Source organism: Streptomyces sp. NPDC047117 (assembly GCF_040643545.1).
Classification (GTDB): Bacteria; Actinomycetota; Actinomycetes; order Streptomycetales; family Streptomycetaceae; genus Streptomyces.
In genome coordinates, this window is sequence record NZ_JBEYUN010000024.1 from 94,013 (window position 1) to 118,011 (window position 23,999).

The window sequence follows — 23,999 nt, forward strand, 5'->3', positions numbered from 1 at the left end:
AGCCCTCAGCCGTCCCGCAGGCTCCGCTCGTGGCGCGCCCGGGCGGCCAGCAGGGCGAGCGCGTACAGCGTGAGGACGGCCGTCAGCAGCAGGTAGTACGCGGGCGGCAGCGCCGCCATGTCCAGTGCGGGGCCGAGCGGCGTCAGCGGGAAGAGGACGCCGATCGCCGCGAGCGCGGCGGCGGCCCACCGTACGGGGCTCGGCGCACGCCCCTCGGCGGCGCTGCGGCCCGTGCGCAACAGCACCATCACCAGGGCCTGGGTGAGCAGGTTCTCGGTGAACCACCCGGCGTGGAACGCCGCTTCGCCGCCGCTGCCCGCCGAGTGCCCGGCGAGTGCCAGTACCGCGAAGGTGGCGAGGTCGGCGACGGCGTTGAGCAGCCCGAAGCCGGTGATGAAGCGGAGGAGCGCGCGGGGCAGCAGTTCGGTGGGGCGGCGCAGCGCGGAGCGGGGCGGCCGGTCGTAGGCGAAGGCCAGCTGGGCGGCGTCGAAGAAGAGGTTCTGGACGAGGACCTGGGCCGGGAGCATGGGCAGGAACGGCAGCAGCAGCCCGGCCGCGAGCATCGCGATCACGTTGCCGAGGTTCGAGGAGAGGGTGATGCGCAGGTACGTCGCGATGTTGCCGCTGCTGTGCCGGCCCGCGGTGATCGCGTGGTCGATCGCCGTCAGGTCCTTCTCCGCCAGCACGGCATCGGCGCTGTCGCGGACCACATCGACGGCGTCCCGCGGGCAGATGCCCACATCGGCGGCGTGCAGGGCGGGCAGGTCGTTGACGCCGTCACCGAGGAAGCCGGTGGTGTGCCCGCCGGCCCGCAGCGCGGCCACGACCCGGGCCTTGTGGGCGGGCGTGCAGCGCGCGAAGACGGTCGTACGACGGGCCGCCCCGGCCAGTTCCGCGTCGGTGAGCGCGTCGATGCCTTCCGCCGTGAGCACGGCACCGGGCGCCAGGCCCAGGTCCCGGCAGACCCGGACGCCGGTGCCGGGGTGGTCGCCGGTGAGCACCTTGACGGCGAGGCCGCGCCGGGTCAGGCCGGCCAGGGCGTCGGCGGCAGTGGGCGCGAGCGCGTCGCGCAGCGCGACGAAGCCGCGGAAGTCCAGTCCGCGTTCGTCGGCCGGGGGCCGGTCGCGGTGCCGGGCCGGCCGTTCGGCGGTGGCGACGGCGAGCAGCCGCAGGCCGCCCGCGGTCTCGCGGGCCGCGAGCGCGCGCAGCCCGTCCCGCTCCTCGTCGGGCAGTGCGCACCGCTGGAGGACGTCCTCGACGGCGCCCTTGACCACGAGCGTGTGGACGCCGAGCCGGCCGGGGCTGCGGACGACCGCGGTGGCGAGCCGGCGTACGGGGTCGAAGGGGAGCGCCGCCACCCCCTCGTACGAGGTCAGCGCGTCCTCGTCCACCGCGTCGAGGAGCGCCTCGTCCAGTGCGTCGGGTACGGGCAGGTCGGCGAGGTGCAGGGTCCACCAGGAGTTCACCGCCGCCCACCGGAGCACCTCGGGCGCGTCCCGGCCGTCGGCGTCCAGCGCGCGATGGAGCACCGGGCGGTCCTGGGTGAGCGTGCCGGTCTTGTCCAGACACAGCACATCGATCGCGCCCAGGTCGTGCAGCGCCGGCAGCCGCTTGACGATCACACCGTGGTCGCGGGCCAGCAGGGAAGCGCCGCGCGCCAGGCAGGTCGTGACGATGACCGGCAGCATCTCCGGCGTCAGTCCGACCGCCACCGCCACCGCGAACGGCAGCGTCTCCAGGCCGCGGCCGCGCAGCGCCGCGCCCGCCATGAGCACCAGCGGCGGGGTGAGCAGCATGAACCGTACGAGGAGCCAGGAGACCCGGTGCACCGACCGGTCGAACGCACTGGCCGCGCGGCGTCCCGGACCGCCGTGCGCGGTGGCGAAGCGGGTGCGCGGCCCGGTCGCCACGACGACCGCGGTGGCGCTGCCGGACGCCACGCTGCTGCCCTGGAAACACATCTGCGGCCGGTCGAAGACGCCGGCCCGCGGTGGCTCCGGCGCGTCGACCGGATGCTTGGCGACCGGAGCGGACTCACCGGTGAGCGCCGCCTGATGCACTGTCAGGCCGGTCGCCTTCAGAAGCCGGACATCGGCCGGTACCAGGTCGCCGGGGCCCAGCCGGACGACGTCCCCGGGCACCAGGAGGCCGACGGGTGTCTCGCGGTCCCGCGCCGGCGCGTCCCGCTCCGTACGGCGCAGCACCGTGGCGGTGGTGGCCACCAGCTCACGCAGCGCGGCCATGGAGCGGTCGGCGCGGTACTCACCGGAGGAGCGCAGGACGCAGCTGACCACCACCAGTGTCAGGATCACGCCCGCCGTGCCCCAGGCCGTCACGGTGGCGGACACCAGGGCCAGACAGAACAGCACGGCGGTGAAGGGGTCGCGCAGGCTCCGTACGAAACGGCGCGGCCAGGACGCGGTGCGCCACTCGGGGAGGGTGTTCTCGCCGAACCGGGCCAGCCGCTCCTCGGCCGCGCGCTCGGTCAGGCCGCGCGGTCCGGTGTCCAGGTGCCGCAGCAGTTGCATCGTGGGGAGGGCGTCCGCGCCGGACGCCTCGTCCGGTGCGGGGACCTCCCGGGCGGCGTGCGGTGTGCCGCGGGCCCCGTCGGTCTCAGGCGCCGAGGTCACGGCGACGCCGGGCCGGTGCCTGCGCGGTACGGTCCGAGAGCTGGCCGACGATCAGCCGCACCGCGGTCACCATGTCGGGGTCGTCGACGAAGTACACCTGCCGCCGGCCCTCCCGCCGCGACCGTACGAACCCGGCCAGCTTCAGCTTCGCCAGATGCTGGCTCACCGCGGGCAGCGCACCGCCCACCCGCTCCGCGAGCCCCGTCACATCGCTCTCGCCCTGCGCCAGCACCCAGACGATGTGCAGCCGCGCGGGCGAGGCCAGCAGGCCGAAGACGGCAGCCGATTCGGCGAACACCTCGGCGGACGGATCCTCGAAGTCCCCGGCTCCTGCCGCCACGATCGCTCTCCCGTCCTGCCCGGTCCGTGCCGCCCGGCACGGTTTTGCGCCCCTCAGTTTAGGGGCAGGCGGGGCCGCGACGCCGCTCACCACCTGCCGTGCCGGGGTGGCCGATAATGATCGCCGCCGCAGCCGTATCTACAGAGCTGTAGAACTTTCTCGTAGCCTGTCGCCTGACACCCCTGCCGCCTCCCGCGGCAGGCACTCACGACCACACGGAAGACCCGGGCATGGAAATCTCAGGCATCATCAGCGCGATCGTCATCGGCATCATCGTCGGTGTGCTCGGCAGGCTCGTCGTGCCGGGACGCCAGCGCATCGGCGTCCTCTGGACGATCGTGGTGGGCATCGTGGCCGCGTTCATCGGTACGGGCATCGCGGCCGCCTTCGGCGTCGCGGACACCAAGGGCATCGACTGGATCGAATGGATCATCCAGATCGTCCTGGCCGGCGTCGGTGTCGCCGCCCTGGACCGCATCAAGGCACGCGGCTGACCGGCGCGCGGCCGACAAGACGACGACTCACACGGAGGAGAGACATGGCTTCGATCGACCTCACCAAGGTGCTCGACAAGGCCTGGGCGGAGAAGGACCTCGCGGAGGTGCTCGCCGCGCCGGCGTCGGCGCTCAAGGGCGTCTCGGACCGCCAGGGCGCGTTGCTGGAGGAGGCGTTCGGCATCAAGACCGTGTCCGACCTCGCCCACCTGAAGTACTTCCACTGGGCGTCGGCCCTGGCCACGCTGGACGCCACTGCCAAGTAGGCCCCGGCGGCACAGTGGTGGCCCCGGCGCGGGGCCACCACCCGACCGACCCCCTCCTCGTCCCCCATCTGCTCAACCAACTGAACAATTGAAGGAGAACGCCGCGATGGTGTTCAAACGGCTGCTCGGCGCGATCGGCGTGGGAGCCCCCTCGGTGGACACGGTCCTGGACGGCGGCGCCGTCCGGCCCGGTGACAGCCTGTCCGGACAGGTGCATCTCGAAGGCGGCAGCGCGGCCTTCGACATCGAGCACATCACCCTCGAACTCGTCGCCCGAGTCGAGGCCGAGCACGACGACGGGGAGCGCGAAGGCGCCCTGTCCTTCGACCGGTTCACGGTCGGCGGCGGCTTCCGCCTCGCCGCGGGCGAGCGCCGCAGCGTCCCGTTCACCGTCCGGCTCCCCTGGGAGACGCCGGTCACCGAGCTGTACGGGCAGCCGCTCGGCATCGTCCTCGGCGTACGCACCGAACTGGCCGTGGCAGGCGCCAAGGACAAGGGCGACCTGGACCCGCTGCGGATCGAGCCGCTGCCCGTCCAGGAAGCGATCCTGGAGGCCCTCGGCCGGCTCGGCTACGGCTTCCGCTCCGCCGACCTGGAGCTCGGGCACATCCGCGGCACGGGGCAGACGCTCCCCTTCTACCAGGAGATCGAGCTCACCCCGCCCCCGCAGTACGCGCACGCCGTCAACGAGATCGAGGTGACCTTCCTCGCCACACCGGGCGGGATGGAGGTCGTCCTGGAGGCGGACAAGCGCGGCGGCCTGTTCTCCGGCGGCCACGACGTGGTCAACCGGTTCACCGTCGGCCACGACGGCGTCGAGCACATCGACTGGAACGCGCAGGTGGACTCCTGGGTGCGGCAGCTCGTGGACAGCCACGGCACGCACGCCGCCGGCCCGTACGCACCCCACGACGACCACGCCGCTCCCCACTTCGCCGGTCACCACCACGAGAGTCGCCACGCCGACGCGCACCATCACGACAGCGGCCACCGCTCCGGTCCGAGCACCGGGGCCGTGGTGGCGGGCGTCGCCGCGGGTGCCGCGGTCGGCGTCGTGGGCGGCTTCGTCGCCGCCGAGGTCATCGACGAGGTCTTCGACGACGACGAGGACGAAGGCGACGACGAGGGCTGAGCGCCCGCACCGGAGCCGCCCTCGGGGGTCAGCCCGCCGTGGGCGGCTCCGGCGCGTCCGCACTGCCGAGGACGTACAGCTCGGGGAGGTTCACCACGATCGCCTCCTGCGTGCTGCGGGCGATCACGACCACTGCCTCGTCGTCCGGGCTCGGATTCTCCTCGCGGTGCGGCACGTAGGGCGGTACGAAGATGTAGTCGCCCGGTGAGGTGCGGATGCGGACCTCTTCCGGGGTGCCCGTGGAGTCGTCGAGGAAGACGAATTCCGGGTGCCCCTTGACCACGTGGATCGCCGTCTCGGAGGCGCCGTGGTGGTGGTTGGAGGAGGCGGTGGACGGGGCGACGTGGGTCTGGCCCATCCAGATGCGCTCCGACCCGACGGTGCCGCCGCTGATCGCGGCGAACCGCCGCATCCCGCCCGTCTGCGCGGTGTCGCCGTCCAGCGCGTCGGCCCGTACGTGGTGCAGCCGGGCGCGCAGCGGGAGCTGTTCGCCGTCGTGGTCGTGGTGCGGCAGGTCGGGGTGGAAGGCGTCGTGTCCCGTTGCGGAGTCCGGCTCGGCGGAAGGCGCGGTGCCGGACGGATCGGTCTGTGAGGGCATGGTGTTCCCGCTGGTCGGAACGGCACCGGCCGACGAGGCGGGCCGGTCTTCCGGCCCGACCGTAGAGAGCGCGGTGAAAGGATGTCAAGATGTGTCCATTGCCGTCCCGGTCGGCCGCCGGCCGGACGGCAGGCGCGGAACGACAACGGACCACCACGTGGAAGACGGTGCACATGCAGATCTCGGCCAAGGCCGACTACGCGGTGCGGTCGCTCGTCGAACTCGCCGCGGACAGCACGCGGCCGTTGACGTGCGAGAGCATCGCCTCGTCGCAGGACATCCCGTTCCGGTTCCTGAAGTCGGTGTTCCGGGACCTCCGCGCGGCCGGCCTCGTGCGCAGCCGGCGTGGCTGCGAGGGCGGCTACTGGATCGGCCGGGACGCCGCGTCGATCACCGTCGCCGAGGTCATGACGGCCGTCGACGGCGAGTTGTTCACCGTACGCGGCGAACGTCCCGAGGCGTTGCACCACCCGGGTCCCGCCGAGGGCGTTGCGGAGCTGTGGCGCGATGTCGCGGCGGTGGCGGACGCGCTGCTGCGGCGTACGACGATCGCGCAGCTCGCGGCCCGCGGCGGCACCGCGCGCACCGCCGCGACGGCCGTACCGGCATGAGCGGGCGGTACGGGGCAGGCGTTCCGCAGCTGCGCGTCACCGAGTTCACCGACGCGGCCTGCCCGTGGGCCTGGGGCGCGGAGCCCGACTTCCGGCTGCTGCGGCAGACGCTGGGCGACCGGGCCGAATGGCGCCAGGTCTTCGGGATCCTCTTCGACGAGGACGACGACCCGCCGCCCGACCCGGACGCCGAGGCCCGCTGGTACGAGCGCTTCATCGCGGACGTCGCCGCGCACACCGGCGCCCCGTACGCGTCCCGGCTGCACTGGCTGACGCGCACGAGCTTCCCCGCCTCGCAGGCCGTGACCGCGGCGCGGGCGCAGGGGGAGGAGGTCGCGCAGCGGGTGCTGCGCCGGCTGCGCGAGACGACGTTCGTCCTCGGCGCCCCGGCCGACACACCGGACGGGGTGTACGACGCCGTGCGGGGCGTGCCCGGTCTCGATGCCGGCCGGCTGCTGCGCGACCTGGCCTCGGAGGAGGTCCGGGCCGCGGTGCGCGCGGACCGCGCCGAGACCCGCCGGCCGCTGCCCGAGGTGTGGGAGCTGGACGGCCCGGGGCCGCATCCCGGGCGCGCCAAGGAGCTGGACGACGGGCACCGTTACGCGCTGCCGACGCTGCTCTTCGAGGGGCCGGGCGGCCGGGTCGTCGCGCCGGGCCGCCGCCCGTTCGCCGCGTACCTCGACGCCGCCCGCACGGCCGCCGGTACGGCCCTGCCGGATCCGGTGCTCGTGTCGCCCGATGCCGCGCTCGCGCGCTGGCGCAGTCTCACCGGGCCCGAACTCGAAGCCCTGACCGGTACGTCGGAGCCGCCCGCCGGCGCCGTCCGGATCGACACCGCCAACGGCCCCGTCCGGCTGCATCCGTACGAGGCCCGCACACATCCGGTGACGCGGGCGCGCACCGCCGAGTGAGGCCGTGCCGCCCGCGAGGCTCCGGCCGTGCAGGTCTCGGGCAATGAGACACCTTGAGGTGTCCATTGACAGCGCACAGACGGTACGGTGAGGATACGGAGCATGCACCCGATGCACCCCGGCGTGGTCTGTCGTTACGTCGACTACCTGCGTACCTCCAGCGCTCTCTGTCGCTGACCCCAGGCGTTCCGCTCGCGACGCCCGGCGGCCGGCCCGCACCAGCGGTGCCCCCGGCCGCGGATTCTTCCCGCTGAGCCCGGACACCTCCCCGCTCTTCCTCCCGCCTGCGCGTACGGGGCGTACGGCACCCCCTGTCGTGGTGCCTGCCCGTCGTCCCGTCCCTCGCGATCGTCCTGTGTGCGTGTGCCGCCCCCGCCTCGCACGCGCACCCCCCTGCCCTGGGCCCGCTCCCCGGTGCTCCACGGTCCGTCGGCGTATCCACCACGCCCGCCGCGGCCGAGGAGGCCGAGGGAGCCGAGAAAGGCTGCCTCGCCATGCCGCATTCCCCGTATCCGTCCGCCCCCGAGCACCCGGAACCCCCCGGCCGCCCGTCCGCCCTGGGCCGCCGCTCCTTCCTCGGGCTCGCGCTCGGCGCCGGCTCCGCGTTCGCGCTCTCCGCCTGCGGCGGCCGGGCGACCACGGCGGCCGCGGGGGAGGCCGCCACCCTGAAGTGGGGCTGGGACCTGCCCACGTCCTGGGACCCGGTCACCTCCTCCGCCGGCTGGGACGTGCACGCCCTCTCGCTCGTCTACTCCGGGCTCACCAAGCTCGACGAGAAGGGCAACGCCGTACCGGCCCTGGCCCGGTCCTGGAAGTACAACGACGACGGCACCGCCGTCACCTTCACCCTGCGCAAGGGCCTGACGTTCAGCGACGGGACGCCCCTGGACGCCACCGCGGTGAAGAAGAGCATCGAGCGCGGCCGCGACGCGCCCAAGTCGCTCATCGCCTCCCAGCTCGTCGGCGTCCGGAAGGCCGTCGCGCGGGACGCCCGCACCGTCGAACTCCAACTGGTCGAGCCCGACTACCAGTTCCCCGCTCTGCTGGCCGGCAAGACCGGCATGGTCGTCAATCCGAAGGCCTTCGAGAAGGACGCCGGCTCCCTCGCCACCCGGCCGGCCGGTTCGGGCCCGTACACCCTCACCTCCTACGTGCAGAACTCCCGGGCGCTGCTCCGCCGCAACCCGCGCTACTGGGACGCCGGCAGCATCAAGGCCGAGAACTTCGAGCTCTACCCGCTGCCCGAGGAATCCACCGTCGTCGCGTCCCTCACCTCGGGCCAGTACAACGTCGCCCAGATCCCCGGCAGCCAGGTCGAGGCCGCCCGCGCCGCGGGGCTCCAGGTCCAGGTGATCCCCTCGATGGTGGTCCGGGTCCTGGACGTGCACATCGGCAAGGAGCCGCTCACCGACCCCGACGTGGCACTCGCGCTGAAGTACGCCGTCGACCGCGAGGAGCTGCTCAAGACCGCCGCCTTCGGGCACGGCGAGGTGACCCGGCAGTTCTTCCCCAAGGGCTACGCGGGCCACGACGAGGCCCTGGAGAAGCTCTTCCCGTACGACCCGGAGAAGGCGAAGCGGCTACTGGCCAAGGCGGGGCACGCGGACGGCCTGGAGATCACCCTCACCACCCAACAGGCCGAAGGTGCGGCGGAGTTGATCCAGGCGCAGCTGAAGAAGGTCGGCATCACCGCGAAGATCGAGACCATTCCCGCCGCACAGGCCACCCAGATCGTCTACGTCCAGCGGAGCAAGGCGCTCTACTTCGACCAGTTCGCCGGGCGCGACGCCGCCACCCAGGCCTTCCAGGTCCTCTTCGGCAAGGAAGGCCTGATGAACCCGGGCCGCACCACCTCGCCCGAGCTGGAGAAGGCCCTCGACACCGTGCGCCGCACCCCGCTCGACGCCCCCGAATACCCCGAAGTTCTCCAGAAGGCCACCGGCATCGCCGTACGCACCATGCCCAACGTCTTCCTCTACACCGTCCCGCGCATCCTCGCGCGCAACGCCCAGGTCTCCGAGATACCGGCCTACGCCGTGGTCCAGCGCTTCGAGGGGGTCACCGTCTCATGACCACCGCACCCCCGCGCACCGAATCCGAACTGCCCGCCCGCCCCTCGCGGTTCGCCCCATTCGCACGGCAGCTGGCGGCCGCGCCCCGACCGCTCGGCCGCGTACTCGCCGTGACCGTCACCGTCTTCCTCCTCGCCTCGCTCCTCACCTTCGCGCTGGGCGCACTGTCCGACGCCAACCCGGCCGCCGCCGTCCTCGGCGACCTGGCCACTCCCGCCGACATCGCCCGCATGGAGCACCAGTTCGGCCTCGACCAGCCGCTGTACCAGCAGTACTTCAGCTGGCTCGGCAACGCCCTCACCGGCGACCTCGGCACCTCCTGGTTCACCGGGATCCCCGTCGCCGACAGCGTCGCCGAGGCCATCCCCGTGGACCTCTCCATCGCCGGGCTCGCGCTGCTGCTCTCCGTCCTCCTCGGCGGCGGCGCGGGCATCGCCGCCGCGCTCAACCGCGGCGGACGCATCGACCGGACCGTCACCGTCATCTGCTCGACCCTCGCCACGCTGCCGCCGTTCCTCATCGGCATCGTGCTGATCGTCCTCTTCGCGGTGCAGCTGGACCTGCTGCCCACCGGCGGCTACCAGCCGCTGAACGCGGGCGTGGGCCAGTGGATCCAGTACGCGATCCTGCCCGCGTTCGCCCTCAGCCTGGACGCCGCCGCCTCGCTCGCCCGCCAGCTGCGCACCTCTCTCGTCGGCGCGCTGCGCGAGAACTATGTGACCGGCGCCGAAATGCGCGGCTTCTCAGCGCGGCGGGTGCTGTTCGGGCACGTCCTGCGCAACGCCGCGGGGCCCGCGCTCACCGTCCTCGGCATGAGTGTGCCGCTCATCATCGGCGGCGCCGTCGTCACCGAGAAGATCTTCAACCTGCCCGGCATCGCGCAGCTCTCCCTCCAGTCCGCCGAGCAGCACGACGTACCTGTCGTACAGGGAACCCTGCTGGTCACCGTCGCCGTGGTGCTGGCCGCCAACATCGCCGTCAACGCGGCGCTGGCTGCCCTCGACCCCGCGGCCCGTCGGCGCACCACGGGCCGCCGGCCGGCCACCGCCGAAGGGAGCACCGCATGAGGACCCTGCGCCGCGCCGTCCGGCTCCGCTCGGCCCGCCTCGCCCTCACCGTCCTCGCCCTGGTCGCCGTGCTCGCCGTCGCCGGCAGTGCGCTCGCCCCGCACGACCCACTGGCCCAGAACCCCACCGACATGCTGACCGGACCCAACGCCGCGCACCTGCTCGGCACCGACTACCTCGGCCGCGACGTCCTCAGTCGGCTGGTGGCCGGCACCGGGCTGTCGGTGGCCGGTGCGCTGGAGGCCGTCGCCGCGGCGATGCTGCTCGGCGTCCTGCCCGGCCTGGCCTCCGTCTGGCTCGGCAGGACCGTGGAGTGGAGCCTGCAGCGGCTCGCCGACACGCTCATGATCATGCCGTTCACGGTCTTCGCCATCGCGGTCGTCGCCGCCCTGGGCAACGGCATGCACCAGGCGATGCTCGCCCTCGGCGTGCTCTACGCCCCGCTGTACTTCCGCATCACCCGCGCCGCCGCGCTCGGCCTGAAGCGGGCGCAGTACGTCGAGGCCGCCGAGCTGATGGGCGCCTCCCGGTGGTGGATCCTGCGCACCCACGTCTGGGCCAAGATCCTGCCGACGGTCGCCGTCACCACGGCTCAGGCGGTCGGCCAGGCCCTGCTCGTCGTCTCCTCGCTGACGTTCCTCGGCCTCGGCGTCCAGCCGCCCGCTCCCACCTGGGGCGGCATGCTCGCCTCCGACCTCGGCTACCTGGCCCAGCAGCCCTGGGCCCCGCTCCTCCCGGGCCTCGCCATCATGCTCACCGTCGGCGCGCTCAACCTGCTGGCCGACGCGATCCGTGACAGCGGCACGGGCACGGCGGCGCTGCCGTCCGCCACCGGTACCACCGCACTTCCGGTGGCTGCCGGGACCGAGCCCGCACTGCCGGATGCCGATACCGATGCGGCATCCGGAGCCACCCCTGCGCACACCGTCGTGCCCACCGCCCGCGAGGCGGTCGCCGTCACAGCCACCGTACGTACCGAGGAGGCCGAGCACCGTGTCACGACCGGCTGAGCACTCCGGCAGCAGCCGCATCCCGGCCCCCGGGTCGGCGGCCGGCGCGCACCCCTTCGACGACCCCGTCCACGCACCCGGCACGCGGCGGCCCCCGCGCGCCACGCCCGAGGCACGCCGCGAACCGGTGCTGACCGTCTCGGGTCTCGACGTCACCATCGGTGGCGCGGTCCCCGCCGTACGCGACGTGTCGTTCGCGCTCGGCCGCGGCGAAGCCGTCGGACTGGTGGGAGAGTCCGGCAGCGGCAAGAGCCTGACCTGCCGCTCCGTGCTCGGCGTGCTGCCGCCCGGCATCGCGGTCTCCGGCGGCCGGATCACCCTCACGGGCCCCGAGGGCGGCGAGCCCGCCGACCTGACCGCCCTGGACCGCCCGCAGTGGAACGCCGTACGCGGCCGCCGCATCGGCGCCGTCTTCCAGGACCCCGCCTCCTACCTCAACCCCTCGCTCACCGTCGGCCGCCAGCTCGCCGAACAACTCCGGGTCGGCCGCGGGCTGTCCCGCACCGCCGCGCACGACCGGGCCGTGGAACTCTTCGACGCGGTCGGACTGCACCGCCCCGCCGAGCTGTACCACCGCTACCCGCACGAGCTCTCCGGCGGCATGCTGCAACGCGTCCTCATCGCCATCGCCGTCTCCTGCGGACCCGAACTGCTCATCGCCGACGAGGCGACCACCGCACTCGACGTCGTCATCCAGGCCGAGATCCTCGAACTCCTCCAGAACCTGCGGGAGTCGCGCGGGCTGGCCCTGCTCCTGGTCACCCACGACCTCGCCGTCGTCGCCGAGAGCTGCGACCGCGTCATCGTGATGTACGCCGGGGAGATCGTCGAGGACGGCCCCACCGCCGAGGTGCTCGCGGCACCCGCCCACCCGTACACCGAGGCGCTGTTGCGCGTCGCGTCGACCGAGGAGCGGGGCAGTCTGGACATCATCCCAGGGCGGCCGCCCGAGACCGGCGCCGCCCTGCCCGGCTGCCGCTTCGCCGACCGCTGCGCGTACGCGACCGAGGAGTGCACCGCCGGACCTGTCGCGCTGCGCCCCGTGGGCGACGGGCGGCGGGCCCGCTGCGTGCGTCCCGCCCGGGACCTGGAGGATCCGCCGCCGCGCTCCGGCGGCGCGGCCCGTACGACCGTCACGCAAGGAGCCTCCGTATGACCACGACATCGACCGGCACGGCGGGCGACGCCCCGGCCGAGGACGCGCCGCTGCTGGACATCGCGGACCTGTCCGTCTCCTTCGGCCGTACGCGCTCCGGTGGTGCCCACCGCGTCCTGGCCGGCGCGGATCTGGCCGTACGGGCCGGGGAGATCGTCGGCATCATCGGTGAGACCGGCTCCGGCAAGACCACCCTGGCCCGCGCCACCGTGGGCCTGGTCCGGGCCGACACCGGCCGGATCGCCTTCGCGGGCCGTGACCTGACCCGGCTGCGCCCCCGCGAACTGCGCGCGTGCCGCCGTGCCGGAGAGCTGCAGTACATGTTCCAGGACCCGCTGCGGTCCCAGGATCCCGACCTGACGGTACGTCGGATCGTCGCCGAGCCGCTCGCCGCCGTACGCGCACTCGGCCGCCAGGAGCGCGCCGCCCGCGCCGACGAGGCACTCGCCCTGGTCGGCCTGGAACCGGAACTGTTCGGCGACCGTACCCCCGGGCAGATCTCCGGCGGGCAGCGGCAGCGGGTGTCGCTGGCCCGCGCCGTCGTCACCCGCCCCCGGCTGCTGTTCACCGACGAGCCGGTCAGCGCGCTCGACGCCTCCCACCGCAACCTTGTCCTCAACCTCCTGGACCGGCTCCGCCGCGAACTGGGTCTCGCCGTCGTCGTCATCTCCCACGACCTCGGCTCGCTGGCGGGCATCGCCGACCGCGTGGCCGTCCTCTACCGCGGCCGGCTGGTCGAACAGGGCCCCGTCGGCGAGGTCCTGGAGCGCCCCCGGCACCCGTACACCGCCCTGCTGACCGCCTCGGCACCGAGCGTGCGGCGCACACACCGCCTCCTCCCCGCCGACCTGCGTGCCCCGACGGACCGCGAGCCCTGGCCGGACGACGTGGGCTGTGTCTTCGCTCCGCGCTGCCGCTTCGCCACGCCGGAGTGCCGTACGGAGCCGAGCGCCGGGCCCGTGCCCGACCCCACCGAGGGCCGGGCCCCCGCCCACCGCGTCGCCTGCCACCACGCCGCCACCTGGCGCGAGCGGATACCGCAGCCCGCCGGGACGGCATCGTGACGCCCGGCGCGAGGAGCTGCGCGCCTGCTGCTGCTCATGGCCAACCAGCCCGACACCCGCCTGCGCAGCCAGTACGACGTCGGCGCACGGCAACCCCGACACCCTCATCGCCGACATCCCCAACTCCCGGCTCAGCGAGGGCTGTACCGGCCGGCACGCCCTGGCCGGGGCCGAGAAGTACGAAGGAGAACCGCCGCCCGTGACAGTGCATCAGCCGCCGCCCCTGCTCGCCCGCGCGTCCGCCCCGGAAACCACCGTCGCGCTGCCCCGCCCGGACTACGACCGTCTGCCCGACGTACGCCGGACGCTGGCCGCACGCGCCGCCGAACACGACCGCGACGCCACCTTCCCCACCGAGGGCTTCGCCCTCGTGCACGAGGCCGGACTGCTCACCGCCACCGTCGGAACCCGGCACGGCGGACCCGGCGCCGGCCTGGCCGACACCGTACGGATCCTGCACGCACTCGGCGCGGGCGACCCCGCCGTCGCGCTGGTCACCGCCATGACCCTCTTCGTCCACGCGAGCGAGGCCCGCACCCCCGGCTGGCCGCCCGCCGCGTACGCCGGGCTCCTCGCCGCGTCGGCCGACGCCCCGGCACTCGTCAACGCACTGCGCGTGGAGCCCGAACTCGGCAGCCCCGTACGCGGCGGACTGCCCGCCACCACCGCCCGCCGCGACGGCGACGACTGGCTGCTCACCGGCCGCAAGGTCTACTCCACCGGTGCGGTCGGCCTCAGCCACCTGCTGGTCTTCGCCCGCACCGACGAGGATCCCGTACGCGTCGGCACCTTCCTCGTCCGCGCGGGCAGCCCGGGGCTCCGCATCGAGGAGACCTGGGACCACGTCGGCCTGCGCGCCAGCCGCAGCGACGACGTACTCCTCGACGCCGTACGCGTCCCGGGCGGCGACGTGATCGGCCTCGACGTACCCGGTGACGTCCCCGGCGCCCGCCCCGACACCGTCACCGGCGCCTGGAACGCCCTCGGGCTCACCTCCCTCTACCTCGGCGTCGCGGAGGCCGCCCGCGACTGGCTCACCGCCTTCCTCCACGAGCGCGTCCCCACCGGGCTGGGCGCGCCGCTCGCGACCCTGCCGCGCTTCCGGACCGCCGTCGGCGAGATCGAGACCCGCCTCACCGGCGCCCGCACCCTGCTGCACGCCCTCGCCACCGCCGTCGACGCGGGCGACACCGATGCCGCGGAACAGGCCGCGGGCGCCAAGGTGCTGGGCACCCGCGCCGCCATCGAATCCGTCGAGCAGGCCGTCTCCCTCACCGGCAACCACGGCCTGACCCGCGCCAACCCGCTCCAGCGCCACTACCGCGACGTGCTCTGCTCCCGGGTCCACACCCCGCAGGACGATTCCGTACTCGCCGCCGCCGGCCGGGCCGCCCTCGCCCGCCGCGCCGCTCCCACCGCATAGAGACCTCATCCACACCGCACGGAAAGGCCCCCTCATGACCACCCCCTCCGTCGAGTTCATCGGCATGATCGGCACCCGGGACGCCTCGGAGACCCGGCCCGCCACCGGACCCGCGATCGACCCCGCCTACACCGTCCGCTTCGCGCGCGCCCACGAGGACGCCGGCTTCGACCGCATCCTCATCGGCTACAGCTCGGGCCGCCCCGACGGCGTCCAGGTCGCCGCGCACGTCGCGGCGCGCACCGAACGCCTCGGCCTGCTCATCGCGCACCGGCCCGGCTTCATCGCCCCCACCCTCGCGGCGCGCACCTTCGCCACCCTCGACCAGTTCACCGAGGGACGCGTCGCCGTCCACACCATCACCGGCGGCAACGACACCGAACAGCGCCGCGACGGCGACTACCTGAGCAAGGACGAACGCTACGACCGCACCGACGAGTACCTGGGCATCCTCCGCCGCGCCTGGTCCTCCGCCGAGCCGTTCGACCACACCGGCCGGCACTACCGCTTCGAGGACTACGGCTCCGAGGTGCTGCCCTACCGCGAGGCCGGCATCCCCCTCTACTTCGGCGGCTCCTCCGAGGCCGCGTACCGGGTCGGCGCCCGGCACGCCGACACCTTCGCGCTGTGGGGCGAACCGCTCGCCGAGACGGCCCAGCAGATCGCCTCCGTACGCGCCGCCGCCGAGGCCGCGGGCCGCGCCGAACCGCCCGGCATCAGCGTCTCCTTCCGCCCCATCCTCGGCCCCACCGAGGAACTGGCCTGGGAACGGGCCCACCGCATCCTCGACACCATCAAGGCCGGGGCCGGACGCCCCTTCTTCGACCAGGCACGCCACCACCAGAACGTGGCGAGCCCGGCCAACGTCGGCTCGCAGCGGCTCCTCGCCGCGGCCGCCAAGCAGGACCTGCACGACCGCGCCCTGTGGACCCCCACCGCCACCGCGAGCGGGGCCGGCGGCAACACCACCGCGCTGGTCGGCACCCCGGAGACCGTTGCCCAGGCGCTCCTGGACTACGTCGACATCGGCGTCACCACCCTCCTCATCCGCGGCTACGACCCGCTCGACGACGCCATCGACTACGGCCGCCACCTCCTCCCGCTCGTCCGCCAGGAACTCGCCCACCGCGCCGCCAGCCAGGGCGCCCTCACCCCCGCCGGGACCACCCGATGACCGACCTCCACACCCCGCCCGCACCCGCGGAGACCGCCACCACCTGGCAGCCGCCGGCCGCGGTCGCGCCGCGCGGCACCCTCGTCGTCCTGCCGGGCCGCGGCGAACACGGCCTCGTCTACGAGCGCTTCGGCCGCCGCCTCGCCGCCGACGGCTACGTCGTGCACGCCCTGAACACCGCCCCGGACCTGACGCCGGAAGAGGTGAGCGCCGCCGTCACCGCCGCGGTGGGCTCCGCGGCGGACGACGTGGTGGGCGCCGCCCCGGCCACCCCGCTCGTCCTCGTCGGCAGCGACACGGGCGCGCTCCAGGCCCTGCACACGGCGGCGGGTGACGCCCACCACGGCCTGCCCCTCGCAGGCGTCATCCTGGCCGGCATCGCGTCGAGCGATACGACGGCCGCCGACGTGGGAGCGCGTACCGGTACGGCCGAAGGGGACGACGGCTGGGACGCCGAACTCGCGGCGCGTACCGCCTGCCCGACCCACCGCGCCCGGCTCACCGACGACCGGGCCTTCACCCGCGGTGCCCTCGCCGCGCCCGTACCGGCCCATCTGACCGTCCCCGCTTCGACGGAGCTGCCCGCTCTCGTCCTGCACGGGGCCGCCGACCCCGTCACGCCCCTGGACCGGGCGCGGGCGCTGGCGGCGGGGCTGCCGCGCGCCGCGTTCGGGGTGCTGCACGAGGGCGTGCACGACGTGCTCAACGATGCCTCGCACCGCAGCACCGCGGCCACCGTCGTCCTCTGGCTCGAACGCCTGCGGGCCGGTGCCGACCTGCGTCCGGTACTCACCCTCGAAGACCCCACCGGAAGGACCGCGGCATGACCGCCCCCACCCACACCCGCCCGCATCCCCTGCCCGGCACCGCGGCGGAACGCGTCCCGGACGCCGAGACGCTGCGCCGCACCCTGCGCCGGCACGCGGCGGGTGTCACCGTCGTCACGGTGCCGGGACCGGCCGGTTTCACCGCCACGTCCTTCACCTCGGTGTCCCTCGACCCGCCCCTCGTCTCGTTCTACCTGGGCCGTACCGCCTCCACCGTCGAAGCGGTACGCGCGGCCGACCGCTTCGCCGTCCATGTCCTGGGGCCGCAGAACGCCGCGCTCGCCGCGCAGTTCGCCCGCAGTGGCATCGACCGGTTCGCCGGGGTGCCCTGGACGCCGGCCGACGACGGCCTTCCCGTGCTCGACGCCGCCCCGGCCTGGCTCACCGCCCGCATCACCCTCCGCCAGACCATCGGCGATCATCTGCTGGTCGTCGGCCAGGTGGACGGCGGTGGGGGCGACGGCACCACCGCCGGCTTGGTGTACCAAGCAGGTGCCTTCGCCACGCCCGCCGCGCTCGGGACTGCATCCGGTGACGGACGCGACTGATCAGGCGTCGGTCACCACGGCGACCGGGGCGTCGGCGAAGTGCAGTACGGCGTGTCCGACCGCGCCGATGTGCCGGCCGCCGGGCCGGCCGCGCGCTCCCACGACCAGCAGTTGTGCGTCGGAGGAGGACGACAGCAGGACTTCCGACGCACCGCCGAATTCGAGCACCGGCGTCACCGAGACCTGCGGGTACCGCTCCCGCCAGGGGGAGAGGGTGTCCTCCAGCGTCTGCCGCTCCAGCTCTTCGAGGCCGCCGTGCTCGTCGGCGCGCCGCATCGTCGACGGCCGGAAGGAGAAGACGGTGGGCAGGCTCCAGGCCCGCACCGCACGGACCGCCGCACCGCGGGACGCGGCCGCTTCGAAGGCGAACGACAACACCGAGGCGGCCGCCTCGCCCGCGTCCTGCACTCCGACGACGATGTCACCGCTGCTGTTGCCGCCGCCTTCCGCCCCGCCCTCGCGCTCACGGCCGCGGACCATGACGACCGGACACCGGGTCCGCTTGAGCACCTTGAGGCCGATCGAACCCACCAGGAACCCCAGCACCGGGCCGAGCGCGCGCGACCCCAGCACGAGCAGTGCCGCGTCCTCGCTCCGCTCGGCCAGCCCGGCGGCCTCCGGGCCCTGCACCAGTTGGCCCGTGACCCGTACGTCCGGATGGCGCGCGCTCACCCGCTCCTCGGTGTCCCGTACCAAGCGGGCGGCGACGGCCTGTTGCGCGTCCGGCGCCATGGCGAGCGACACGTTCGCCAGCCGCTGCGGGTCCCAGGCGTGCACCAGGGTGAGCGGCAGACCGCGGCGGAGCGCCTCCTCCGCCGCCCAGTCGGCGGCGGCCGTGCTCTCGGCGGTGCCGTCGATACCGACGACGACGGTCGAAGCCATCCCAGAGACCTTCCGATGAGGAGGAGCGTGCCGGGCGGTGTGCACCGTGACAGTGCGTCAGGTGCGACCTCGTTCAGTATGCGCGGGAGTGCGCTGTCGTTCAGTAGCGCAGGAGGGCGGCCACGCCGTCCGTACAGCGCATCGGCGGGAGGATCTCGGTGAACCCGGCGTCGCCGAGCACGGCCGAGCGGAGCAGGAGCGCGCCCGCGGGACCGCTGAAGACCTCGGCGTCGTCCCCGAGCGCGGCACCGTCGGTGCCGAGCACCATCGGGTCGCGGCGGGAGGCGTACAGCTGCGGGTCACCCGTGCGGTCGGCGGCCAGGAACAAGGTTTCCACCCTGCCCTGCGTCAGCGCCTCCTTCACGGCGGGAATGCCCTCCAGAGCCTGCTCATGTCCGCTGGCCAGCTTGGACTTCAGCTCCTCCAGCACCTCGCGATGGCTGGCGTCCATGGCCTCCCGCACGGCCTCGTCCACGCTCGCGCGCAGACCGGCCTGCGCGGACGCGTCCGCCCGGCCACCCTCCACGTACACCAGCCGCCCCGCCGGCGGCCGCTCGGTCAAGTGCTCGCGCAGCAGGCCCAGGGCCTTGGGGTCCCCGGCGATCAGGACCACCGCGGCGTCGACCTCGGCGGCCGCCGCCCTTACGTCGTCGGCGGCCTGCGCGGTGTTCTCGCTCCACACGTTCACGCTGCGCCGGTGGAAGGAGGACTGCGCCTCGGCGCCGGCCCGGACCCGGGAGATGTGCAGGGTGCTGCCGTGGAAGGTACGCCGGAAGGACGGCTCGTGCGCTGCCGCCGGGTACGCGTCGACGTCCGCGCCCTCTCGGTCCACCGCGACCACGACATGGGGCAGTTGGTGATCGCGGTCGATCACCAGGTCGAGCGGATCGGCCACGGGCAGGACGGTGGCACTGTCGGCGCGCGGCGGCTCCGCCATGGTGTACACACCGAGCAGTTGCCCGGCGGAGGCGAACAGTGCTTCGCCCTGCGGCCCCGGCACGTCCGGTACGCCGCCGGCCGCATCGTCGAGCACGGTGAGGGTCTCCTCGTCCGCGCCCTGCTCGGCCAGCATGCGGCGCGCCGCCCGCCAGCGCAGTTCGATCTGCTTGTCCGAGTCGTGGGCCTCGCGCGTGGTGTCCAGGTGCACCGATGCGACGGCGCTGTCACCCTCGTAGAGGGGACGGAGAAACTGCAGGTCCATGGCTGTGTCCGGGCGCCTTCGCCCCGCTGCCTTCCCTCTCGGTGCTGCCGAAGCGGTCACGGCACACTAATTCACGTACTGCCCGAAACCCCTCGAATTGCGCCGTGCGAGGCGTGTCAGCCACCCGCGTCAGCCACCTGCCCCCGCCCCCTTTCTCCATCACCTCTCACTCACACGGACAGGGCGATGCGGCGCGACGGTGGCGAAGGCGTCGAGGTTCACCTCGCCCAGGTTGGCGGAGCCGTCCTTGAGCGCGAAGTAGACGTCGTCGTTGGGCACCGTGCCGTGCTCGACGACGCCCTGATCCACCGCCCGTTCCAGCAGCTCACCGGTGGGCGTTGTGGACCACCGCCACCAGCGCACCCGCTTCGCGCCGGATCTCGCGGAAGTGGTGGTCGGGGGTGAGGCGCACTCCGGCCCGGTAGAAGTTCTCCAGGTACGCCGGGTACAGCGTCCCGTGCACCTCGTGCCCCACCACGCGGTCGGGGGCGACGATCTCGACCTCCGAGCCCGCTTGGACGAGCCGCTCGGCGCGCCGCCACCGGCCCCTGGCCCGCCCGAGCAGCTCTGCATCTACAAATCAGATCGCCTGCAACGAAAACAACTGTTGGACAGAACTTCGGGCGCGTCTGAGGATCTCTCGTGCGGTAGCTCGGTCGGCTCGGCAGCGGGCATGGAGCACCGCCTGATTGGAGGTCGAATTGTCGAGCGAAGAGACTGAAGTAGTCGTCGTCGGGGCGGGCCAGGCAGGCGTGGCGATGAGTGAGCACCTGGGAGCCTGCGGGATACCGCACGTCGTCCTGGAGCGGCACCGTATCGCCGAGCGGTGGCGTTCGGAGCGGTGGGATTCCCTGGTCGCGAACGGACCCGCGTGGCACGACCGGTTCCCGGGGCTGGAATTCTCCGACGTCGACCCCGATGCCTTCGCTTCGAAGGAAAAGGTCGCGGACTACTTCGTTGCGTACGCCGAGAAGATCGGTGCGCCGATCCGGTGCGGGGTCGAGGTGACCTCGGTGCGGAAGCACACCGGGCGGCCCGGCTTCCGCGTCGAGACGTCGGAGGGCGTCATCGACACGCGCTTCGTCGTGGCCGCGACCGGACCGTTCCAGCGGCCCGTCATCCCGCCCATCGTCCCGGACGGCGCCGTCCCCGTGCAGCTCCACTCCAGTGGGTACCGCAACCCGGAGCAGCTGCCCGAGGGCGCGGTCCTCGTCGTCGGAGCCGGTTCCTCGGGCGTCCAGATCGCCGACGAGCTGCGCCGGTCCGGTCGCCGGGTCTTTCTCTCCGTCGGCCCCCACGACCGGCCGCCCCGCGAGTACCGCGGCCGCGATTTTTGCTGGTGGCTCGGTGTGCTCGGGCGCTGGGACGCCGAGACGCCGCCGCAGGGCGCCGAGCACGTCACCATCGCGGTCAGCGGCGCACGCGGCGGCCACACCGTGGACTTCCGTGCCCTGGCCGCCGACGGCATCGAGCTGGTCGGCCTGACCGCGTCCTACGACGAGGGCGTGCTGAGCTTCGCGCCGGACCTCGCGTCGAACATCGCGCTCGGCGACGCCAAGTACCTCGAACTCCTCCGGGCGGCCGACGCGTACGTCGAGCGCAATGGGCTCGACCTGCCGGAGGAGCCGGAGGCCCACGTGCTGGGGCCGGACCCGGCATGCGTCACCGAGCCCCGGCTGGAACTCGACCTGGCCGAGGCCGGTGTCACCTCGATCGTCTGGGCGACGGGCTTCGCCGCCGACTACAGCTGGCTCCAGGTCGACGCGTTCGACGAGAACGGCCGGCCGGATCAGCGACGCGGTGTGTCGTCCGAGCCCGGCATCTACTTCCTGGGCCTGCCCTGGCTGTCCCGCCGCGGATCGAGCTTCATCTGGGGGGTCTGGCACGACGCCCGGCACGTCGCCGACCACATCACGACCCAGCGGGGATACCTCGCCTACGGCACCCCCGACTGCCCCGGCACCACGCCGGCCACCCAGCACGCCTGAGGAGCACACAATGACCTCCACGAACGAAGGGCGCCAGGTGAAGGCCCCGATCGTCACCGGCGGCCACACCCGGATCCGGCCGTTCAACACCCGTGACACCTATCCCGAGCAGAGCCTCGACAACGACCTCTGCCAGGCCGTCGTCGCCGGCAACACCGTCTACGTACGGGGCCAGATCGGCCAGGACCTGGACACCAGCGAGTCCGTGGGCATCGGCGACGCCGAGGCGCAGGCCGAGCAGGCGATGGCCAACATCAAGATGCTGCTCGAAGAAGCGGGCAGCCGCATGGAGCACCTGGTCAAGCTGACGATCTACCTGATCGACCCGCGTTACCGCGAGGCGGTGTACCGCACGGTGGGCCGCTGGACCAAGGGCGTGCACCCGATCTCCACCGGCCTGGTGGTGTCCGCGCTGGCCCGCCCGGAATGGCTGTGCGAGATCGACGCGATCGCCGTGATTCCCGAGGAGGAGCAGGCATGACGTTTTCCCTGGTGGTCCGCGACGGCGAGCGCTTCGGCATCGTGGCCAGTTCGTCCAGCCCGGCGGTGGCGGCACGGGTCGCCCACCTGAGGCCCGGCATCGGAGCCGCGACCTCGCAGAACATCACCGACCCCACCCTCGGGACCAGGCTGCTGGACCGGCTGGGCGAGCACGGCGACGCCGGGCGCGCGCTCACCGACGTCACCGAGGCGGTCGGCAACATCGAGTACCGGCAGCTGACCGTGGTCGGCCGCTCCGGCCCCGGGTTCGCCTACAGCGGCTCCCGGACGCTGGGCAAGCACGCCTCGGCCACCGCCGACGGTGCGGTCGCGGCGGGCAACATGCTCTCCGGCGAGCACATCCCGGATGTGCTTCTCGAGACCTACTTCGCGACCACGGGTGAGCTGGAGGAGCGGCTCGTCGCCGCCCTGCGCGCCGCCGTCGCGGCCGGCGGTGAGGAGGGCCCGGTGCACTCCGCGGGTCTCTCGGTGGTCGCGGACGTGGACTGGCGCGTCACCGACCTGCGCGTGGACTGGGCCGACGACCCCGAGGAACGGCTCGCGGACCTCGTGTCGGTGTGGCTGCCGCAGCGGGACGACTACGTGCGGCGCGGTCTCGACCCCGCGTCCGCACCCTCGTACGGCGTTCCGGGCGATCTGTGATGGGTACGCAGAAGGAGGCTGCCCGGCGCGAAATCGACCGGCACACGGAGGAGTTGATCGCCCTCTCGGAGCGGCTGCACGCCGACCCGGAGACCGCCTGGGAGGAACACCGCGCCGCGGCCGCCGTACCGGAACTCCTGGACCGGGCGGGCTTCGACGTCACCCCCTCCTACCTGGGCCTGGACACGGCGTTTCACGCCCGGTTCGGCAGCGGGCCCCGGCGGATCGCGCTGTGTGCCGAGTACGACGCCCTGCCCGGACTGGGCCACGCGTGCGGGCACAATCTGATCGCGGCGAGTTCGGTCGGTGCCGCGCTCGGGCTGGCCGCCGTCGCCGACGACGCCGGGCTCACCGTGGAGGTCTACGGCACCCCCGCCGAGGAGGGCGGCGGCGGCAAGATCGAGATGCTGGAGCGCGGTGCTTTCGCCGGTGTGGACCTGGCGATGATGGTGCACCCGGCGCCGGTGGACGTGGCCGAGGCCCGTCCGTTCGCGGTCAGCCACTCCAAGGTCTCCTACACCGGCAAGTCCGCGCACGCCGCGGCATATCCGGAGGCCGGGATCAACGCGGCCGACGCCTTCACCGTGGCGCAGGTCGCCATCGGGCTGCTGCGCCAGCAGCTGCCGGCCTCGGCCCGCGTACACGGTGTGGTGACACACGCCGGGGACGCACCGAACGCCATCCCCGAGCGCTCGACGGGACGCTGGTACGTCAGGGCCGAGACGCTCGCCGAGCTGGCCGAGCTGGAGCCGCGCGTCATGCGTGCCTTCGAGGCGGGCGCCCTCGCGACGGGGTGCGAGCTGGAGATCGAGCCGGAGAGCAAGCCGTACGCGGAGTTCCGCACCGACGAGGCCGCGCTCGGCCACTACCGTGCCAACGCCCTCGCCCTGGGGCGCGAGTTCGCGCCGCCGGGACAGGCCGCACGGATGAACCGGGCCTCCACCGACATGGGCAACGTCTCGCAGGTGGTGCCCGCCATCCACCCGTACATCGGCATCGGCTCCCTGCCCGCCACCAACCACCAGCACGAGTTCGCCGCGTTCTGCGTGGGCGGGACGGCCGAGCGTGCCCTGCTGGACGGTGCGGTCGCGCTGGCCTGGACCGGTGTGGACCGGGTGACACCCGAGCGGGGAACGGCGGCATGACCGGGGCGGCGGCCGCGGCAACGGCCCGCCACGTGCCGTGGCCCGCTCCGGACGACACTCCACCCGGGGCAGGCCCGGCCGCCGCCACCACACCCCATCCCCGACAACCCGGAGGACACCGATGTCCCTGACTCCCGGCTCACAGCACACCGCCCCGGCGAGCGGCGGGCACCGGACGGAGCACGACATGCTCGGCGACGTCGACGTGCCGGCGGACGCCTACTACGGAGTGCACACGGTGCGCGCGGTGGCCAACTTCCCGCTGACCGGGGAGACGCTCGCCGCACGGCCCCACCTGATCGGTGCCCTGGCGGCGG

General features: G+C 73.6%; 25 protein-coding genes and 1 pseudogene. 19 read left to right on the top strand and 7 right to left on the bottom strand.

Features of this window, described 5'->3' with window-relative positions; genetic code table 11:
• Positions 1 to 5: 5 nt before the first annotated feature.
• Together mgtA and ABZ840_RS33370 are read right to left on the bottom strand one after the other, a co-directional pair.
• Entirely contained in the window at positions 6 to 2,630 is a 2,625-nt protein-coding gene (gene mgtA, locus ABZ840_RS33365; protein WP_361566330.1) for a magnesium-translocating P-type ATPase, read from the bottom strand.
• Positions 2,614 to 2,973, bottom strand: a complete 360-nt coding sequence (locus tag ABZ840_RS33370) for a metalloregulator ArsR/SmtB family transcription factor (protein ID WP_361566417.1) — start codon at positions 2,971 to 2,973, stop codon at positions 2,614 to 2,616. Before ABZ840_RS33370 ends, mgtA begins: the two co-directional genes overlap by 17 nt.
• Positions 2,974 to 3,200: 227 nt before the next feature.
• On the opposite strand from ABZ840_RS33370, the gene ABZ840_RS33375 reads away from it, so the two are divergent.
• The 3 genes from ABZ840_RS33375 (at position 3,201) to ABZ840_RS33385 (ending at position 4,862) form a co-directional block, all read left to right on the top strand.
• The gene (locus ABZ840_RS33375) at positions 3,201 to 3,464 is read left to right on the top strand and encodes a GlsB/YeaQ/YmgE family stress response membrane protein (RefSeq protein ID WP_361566333.1); all 264 of its coding nucleotides are present in this window, start codon (positions 3,201 to 3,203) and stop codon (positions 3,462 to 3,464) included.
• A 44-nt stretch (positions 3,465 to 3,508) separates the two neighbouring features.
• Positions 3,509 to 3,730: a hypothetical protein gene (locus tag ABZ840_RS33380; RefSeq protein WP_361566336.1), complete on the top strand. Its 222-nt coding sequence runs from the start codon at positions 3,509 to 3,511 to the stop codon at positions 3,728 to 3,730.
• 106 nt (positions 3,731 to 3,836) lie between these two features.
• Positions 3,837 to 4,862: a sporulation protein gene (locus ABZ840_RS33385; RefSeq protein ID WP_361566339.1), complete on the top strand. Its 1,026-nt coding sequence runs from the start codon at positions 3,837 to 3,839 to the stop codon at positions 4,860 to 4,862.
• A gap of 28 nt (positions 4,863 to 4,890) precedes the next feature.
• Here the strand turns inward: ABZ840_RS33385 and ABZ840_RS33390 are convergent, their stop codons facing one another.
• A complete protein-coding gene (locus ABZ840_RS33390) occupies positions 4,891 to 5,460 on the bottom strand; it encodes a cupin domain-containing protein (protein ID WP_361566342.1) in 570 nt (189 codons plus the stop codon).
• A 173-nt stretch (positions 5,461 to 5,633) separates the two neighbouring features.
• On the opposite strand from ABZ840_RS33390, the gene ABZ840_RS33395 reads away from it, so the two are divergent.
• From ABZ840_RS33395 to ABZ840_RS33445, 11 genes are all read left to right on the top strand, one after another.
• A complete protein-coding gene (locus ABZ840_RS33395; RefSeq protein ID WP_361566344.1) occupies positions 5,634 to 6,071 on the top strand; it encodes an Rrf2 family transcriptional regulator in 438 nt (145 codons plus the stop codon).
• Entirely contained in the window at positions 6,068 to 6,982 is a 915-nt protein-coding gene (locus ABZ840_RS33400) for a DsbA family protein (RefSeq protein WP_361566347.1), read from the top strand. Before ABZ840_RS33395 ends, ABZ840_RS33400 begins: the two co-directional genes overlap by 4 nt.
• 494 nt (positions 6,983 to 7,476) lie before the next feature.
• On the top strand, positions 7,477 to 9,054 hold the full coding sequence (locus ABZ840_RS33405; protein WP_361566350.1) for an ABC transporter substrate-binding protein: 1,578 nt from the start codon (positions 7,477 to 7,479) through the stop codon (positions 9,052 to 9,054).
• On the top strand, positions 9,051 to 10,121 hold the full coding sequence (locus ABZ840_RS33410; RefSeq protein WP_361566352.1) for an ABC transporter permease: 1,071 nt from the start codon (positions 9,051 to 9,053) through the stop codon (positions 10,119 to 10,121). The genes ABZ840_RS33405 and ABZ840_RS33410 overlap by 4 nt, the downstream gene beginning before the upstream one ends.
• Positions 10,118 to 11,131, top strand: coding sequence for an ABC transporter permease (locus tag ABZ840_RS33415; protein WP_361566355.1), 1,014 nt, complete (start codon positions 10,118 to 10,120; stop codon positions 11,129 to 11,131). The genes ABZ840_RS33410 and ABZ840_RS33415 overlap by 4 nt, the downstream gene beginning before the upstream one ends.
• Complete coding sequence (locus tag ABZ840_RS33420; protein WP_361566358.1) at positions 11,115 to 12,287, top strand: ABC transporter ATP-binding protein; 1,173 nt, start codon at positions 11,115 to 11,117, stop codon at positions 12,285 to 12,287. The genes ABZ840_RS33415 and ABZ840_RS33420 overlap by 17 nt, the downstream gene beginning before the upstream one ends.
• Entirely contained in the window at positions 12,284 to 13,351 is a 1,068-nt protein-coding gene (locus ABZ840_RS33425) for an ABC transporter ATP-binding protein (protein WP_361566360.1), read from the top strand. The genes ABZ840_RS33420 and ABZ840_RS33425 overlap by 4 nt, the downstream gene beginning before the upstream one ends.
• A 199-nt stretch (positions 13,352 to 13,550) precedes the next feature.
• Positions 13,551 to 14,774, top strand: coding sequence for an acyl-CoA dehydrogenase family protein (locus ABZ840_RS33430; protein WP_361566362.1), 1,224 nt, complete (start codon positions 13,551 to 13,553; stop codon positions 14,772 to 14,774).
• Between the two features lie 34 nt (positions 14,775 to 14,808).
• Positions 14,809 to 15,948 (top strand): LLM class flavin-dependent oxidoreductase, encoded by a 1,140-nt coding sequence (locus ABZ840_RS33435; RefSeq protein WP_361566365.1) that lies wholly within the window; start codon positions 14,809 to 14,811, stop codon positions 15,946 to 15,948.
• The gene (locus ABZ840_RS33440; RefSeq protein WP_361566368.1) at positions 15,945 to 16,775 is read left to right on the top strand and encodes an alpha/beta hydrolase; all 831 of its coding nucleotides are present in this window, start codon (positions 15,945 to 15,947) and stop codon (positions 16,773 to 16,775) included. The genes ABZ840_RS33435 and ABZ840_RS33440 overlap by 4 nt, the downstream gene beginning before the upstream one ends.
• Complete coding sequence (locus ABZ840_RS33445) at positions 16,772 to 17,323, top strand: flavin reductase family protein (RefSeq protein ID WP_361566371.1); 552 nt, start codon at positions 16,772 to 16,774, stop codon at positions 17,321 to 17,323. The genes ABZ840_RS33440 and ABZ840_RS33445 overlap by 4 nt, the downstream gene beginning before the upstream one ends.
• On the opposite strand, the gene ABZ840_RS33450 is transcribed toward ABZ840_RS33445, so the two are convergent.
• The 4 genes from ABZ840_RS33450 to ABZ840_RS33465 all read right to left on the bottom strand — a co-directional run bounded on the left by ABZ840_RS33450 (position 17,324) and on the right by ABZ840_RS33465 (position 19,884).
• Positions 17,324 to 18,205, bottom strand: coding sequence for a universal stress protein (locus tag ABZ840_RS33450; protein ID WP_361566373.1), 882 nt, complete (start codon positions 18,203 to 18,205; stop codon positions 17,324 to 17,326).
• A 100-nt stretch (positions 18,206 to 18,305) separates the two neighbouring features.
• Positions 18,306 to 19,406 (bottom strand): hypothetical protein, encoded by a 1,101-nt coding sequence (locus tag ABZ840_RS33455; RefSeq protein ID WP_361566376.1) that lies wholly within the window; start codon positions 19,404 to 19,406, stop codon positions 18,306 to 18,308.
• 159 nt (positions 19,407 to 19,565) lie between these two features.
• On the bottom strand, positions 19,566 to 19,715 hold the full coding sequence (locus tag ABZ840_RS33460; protein WP_361566378.1) for a hypothetical protein: 150 nt from the start codon (positions 19,713 to 19,715) through the stop codon (positions 19,566 to 19,568).
• Positions 19,716 to 19,731: 16 nt separating this feature from the next.
• Entirely contained in the window at positions 19,732 to 19,884 is a 153-nt protein-coding gene (locus ABZ840_RS33465) for a hypothetical protein (RefSeq protein WP_361566381.1), read from the bottom strand.
• A 223-nt stretch (positions 19,885 to 20,107) separates the two neighbouring features.
• On the opposite strand from ABZ840_RS33465, the gene ABZ840_RS33470 reads away from it, so the two are divergent.
• The 5 genes and pseudogenes from ABZ840_RS33470 to ABZ840_RS33490 all read left to right on the top strand — a co-directional run.
• Complete coding sequence (locus tag ABZ840_RS33470) at positions 20,108 to 21,394, top strand: NAD(P)/FAD-dependent oxidoreductase (RefSeq protein WP_361566384.1); 1,287 nt, start codon at positions 20,108 to 20,110, stop codon at positions 21,392 to 21,394.
• Between the two features lie 10 nt (positions 21,395 to 21,404).
• Positions 21,405 to 21,875: a RidA family protein gene (locus tag ABZ840_RS33475; RefSeq protein WP_361566387.1), complete on the top strand. Its 471-nt coding sequence runs from the start codon at positions 21,405 to 21,407 to the stop codon at positions 21,873 to 21,875.
• A complete protein-coding gene (locus ABZ840_RS33480; RefSeq protein ID WP_361566390.1) occupies positions 21,872 to 22,537 on the top strand; it encodes a DUF1028 domain-containing protein in 666 nt (221 codons plus the stop codon). The genes ABZ840_RS33475 and ABZ840_RS33480 overlap by 4 nt, the downstream gene beginning before the upstream one ends.
• Positions 22,537 to 23,682, top strand: a complete 1,146-nt coding sequence (locus ABZ840_RS33485) for a M20 family metallopeptidase (protein ID WP_361566393.1) — start codon at positions 22,537 to 22,539, stop codon at positions 23,680 to 23,682. The genes ABZ840_RS33480 and ABZ840_RS33485 overlap by 1 nt, the downstream gene beginning before the upstream one ends.
• A gap of 121 nt (positions 23,683 to 23,803) precedes the next feature.
• Positions 23,804 to 23,999, top strand: a pseudogene (locus ABZ840_RS33490) (hypothetical protein); the annotation flags it as partial.

Bases quoted from the DNA above. Each gene is read 5' to 3' on its own strand.
- ABZ840_RS33375 (WP_361566333.1), top strand. From the start codon at position 3,201: ATGGAAATCTCAGGCATCATCAGCGCGATCGTCATCGGCATCATCGTC.
- ABZ840_RS33380 (WP_361566336.1), top strand. From the start codon at position 3,509: ATGGCTTCGATCGACCTCACCAAGGTGCTCGACAAGGCCTGGGCGGAG.
- ABZ840_RS33385 (WP_361566339.1), top strand. From the start codon at position 3,837: ATGGTGTTCAAACGGCTGCTCGGCGCGATCGGCGTGGGAGCCCCCTCG.
- ABZ840_RS33390 (WP_361566342.1), bottom strand. From the start codon at position 5,460: ATGCCCTCACAGACCGATCCGTCCGGCACCGCGCCTTCCGCCGAGCCG.
- ABZ840_RS33395 (WP_361566344.1), top strand. From the start codon at position 5,634: ATGCAGATCTCGGCCAAGGCCGACTACGCGGTGCGGTCGCTCGTCGAA.
- ABZ840_RS33400 (WP_361566347.1), top strand. From the start codon at position 6,068: ATGAGCGGGCGGTACGGGGCAGGCGTTCCGCAGCTGCGCGTCACCGAG.
- ABZ840_RS33405 (WP_361566350.1), top strand. From the start codon at position 7,477: ATGCCGCATTCCCCGTATCCGTCCGCCCCCGAGCACCCGGAACCCCCC.
- ABZ840_RS33410 (WP_361566352.1), top strand. From the start codon at position 9,051: ATGACCACCGCACCCCCGCGCACCGAATCCGAACTGCCCGCCCGCCCC.
- ABZ840_RS33415 (WP_361566355.1), top strand. From the start codon at position 10,118: ATGAGGACCCTGCGCCGCGCCGTCCGGCTCCGCTCGGCCCGCCTCGCC.
- ABZ840_RS33425 (WP_361566360.1), top strand. From the start codon at position 12,284: ATGACCACGACATCGACCGGCACGGCGGGCGACGCCCCGGCCGAGGAC.
- ABZ840_RS33435 (WP_361566365.1), top strand. From the start codon at position 14,809: ATGACCACCCCCTCCGTCGAGTTCATCGGCATGATCGGCACCCGGGAC.
- ABZ840_RS33440 (WP_361566368.1), top strand. From the start codon at position 15,945: ATGACCGACCTCCACACCCCGCCCGCACCCGCGGAGACCGCCACCACC.
- ABZ840_RS33445 (WP_361566371.1), top strand. From the start codon at position 16,772: ATGACCGCCCCCACCCACACCCGCCCGCATCCCCTGCCCGGCACCGCG.
- ABZ840_RS33450 (WP_361566373.1), bottom strand. From the start codon at position 18,205: ATGGCTTCGACCGTCGTCGTCGGTATCGACGGCACCGCCGAGAGCACG.
- ABZ840_RS33455 (WP_361566376.1), bottom strand. From the start codon at position 19,406: ATGGACCTGCAGTTTCTCCGTCCCCTCTACGAGGGTGACAGCGCCGTC.
- ABZ840_RS33475 (WP_361566387.1), top strand. From the start codon at position 21,405: ATGACCTCCACGAACGAAGGGCGCCAGGTGAAGGCCCCGATCGTCACC.
- ABZ840_RS33480 (WP_361566390.1), top strand. From the start codon at position 21,872: ATGACGTTTTCCCTGGTGGTCCGCGACGGCGAGCGCTTCGGCATCGTG.
- ABZ840_RS33485 (WP_361566393.1), top strand. From the start codon at position 22,537: ATGGGTACGCAGAAGGAGGCTGCCCGGCGCGAAATCGACCGGCACACG.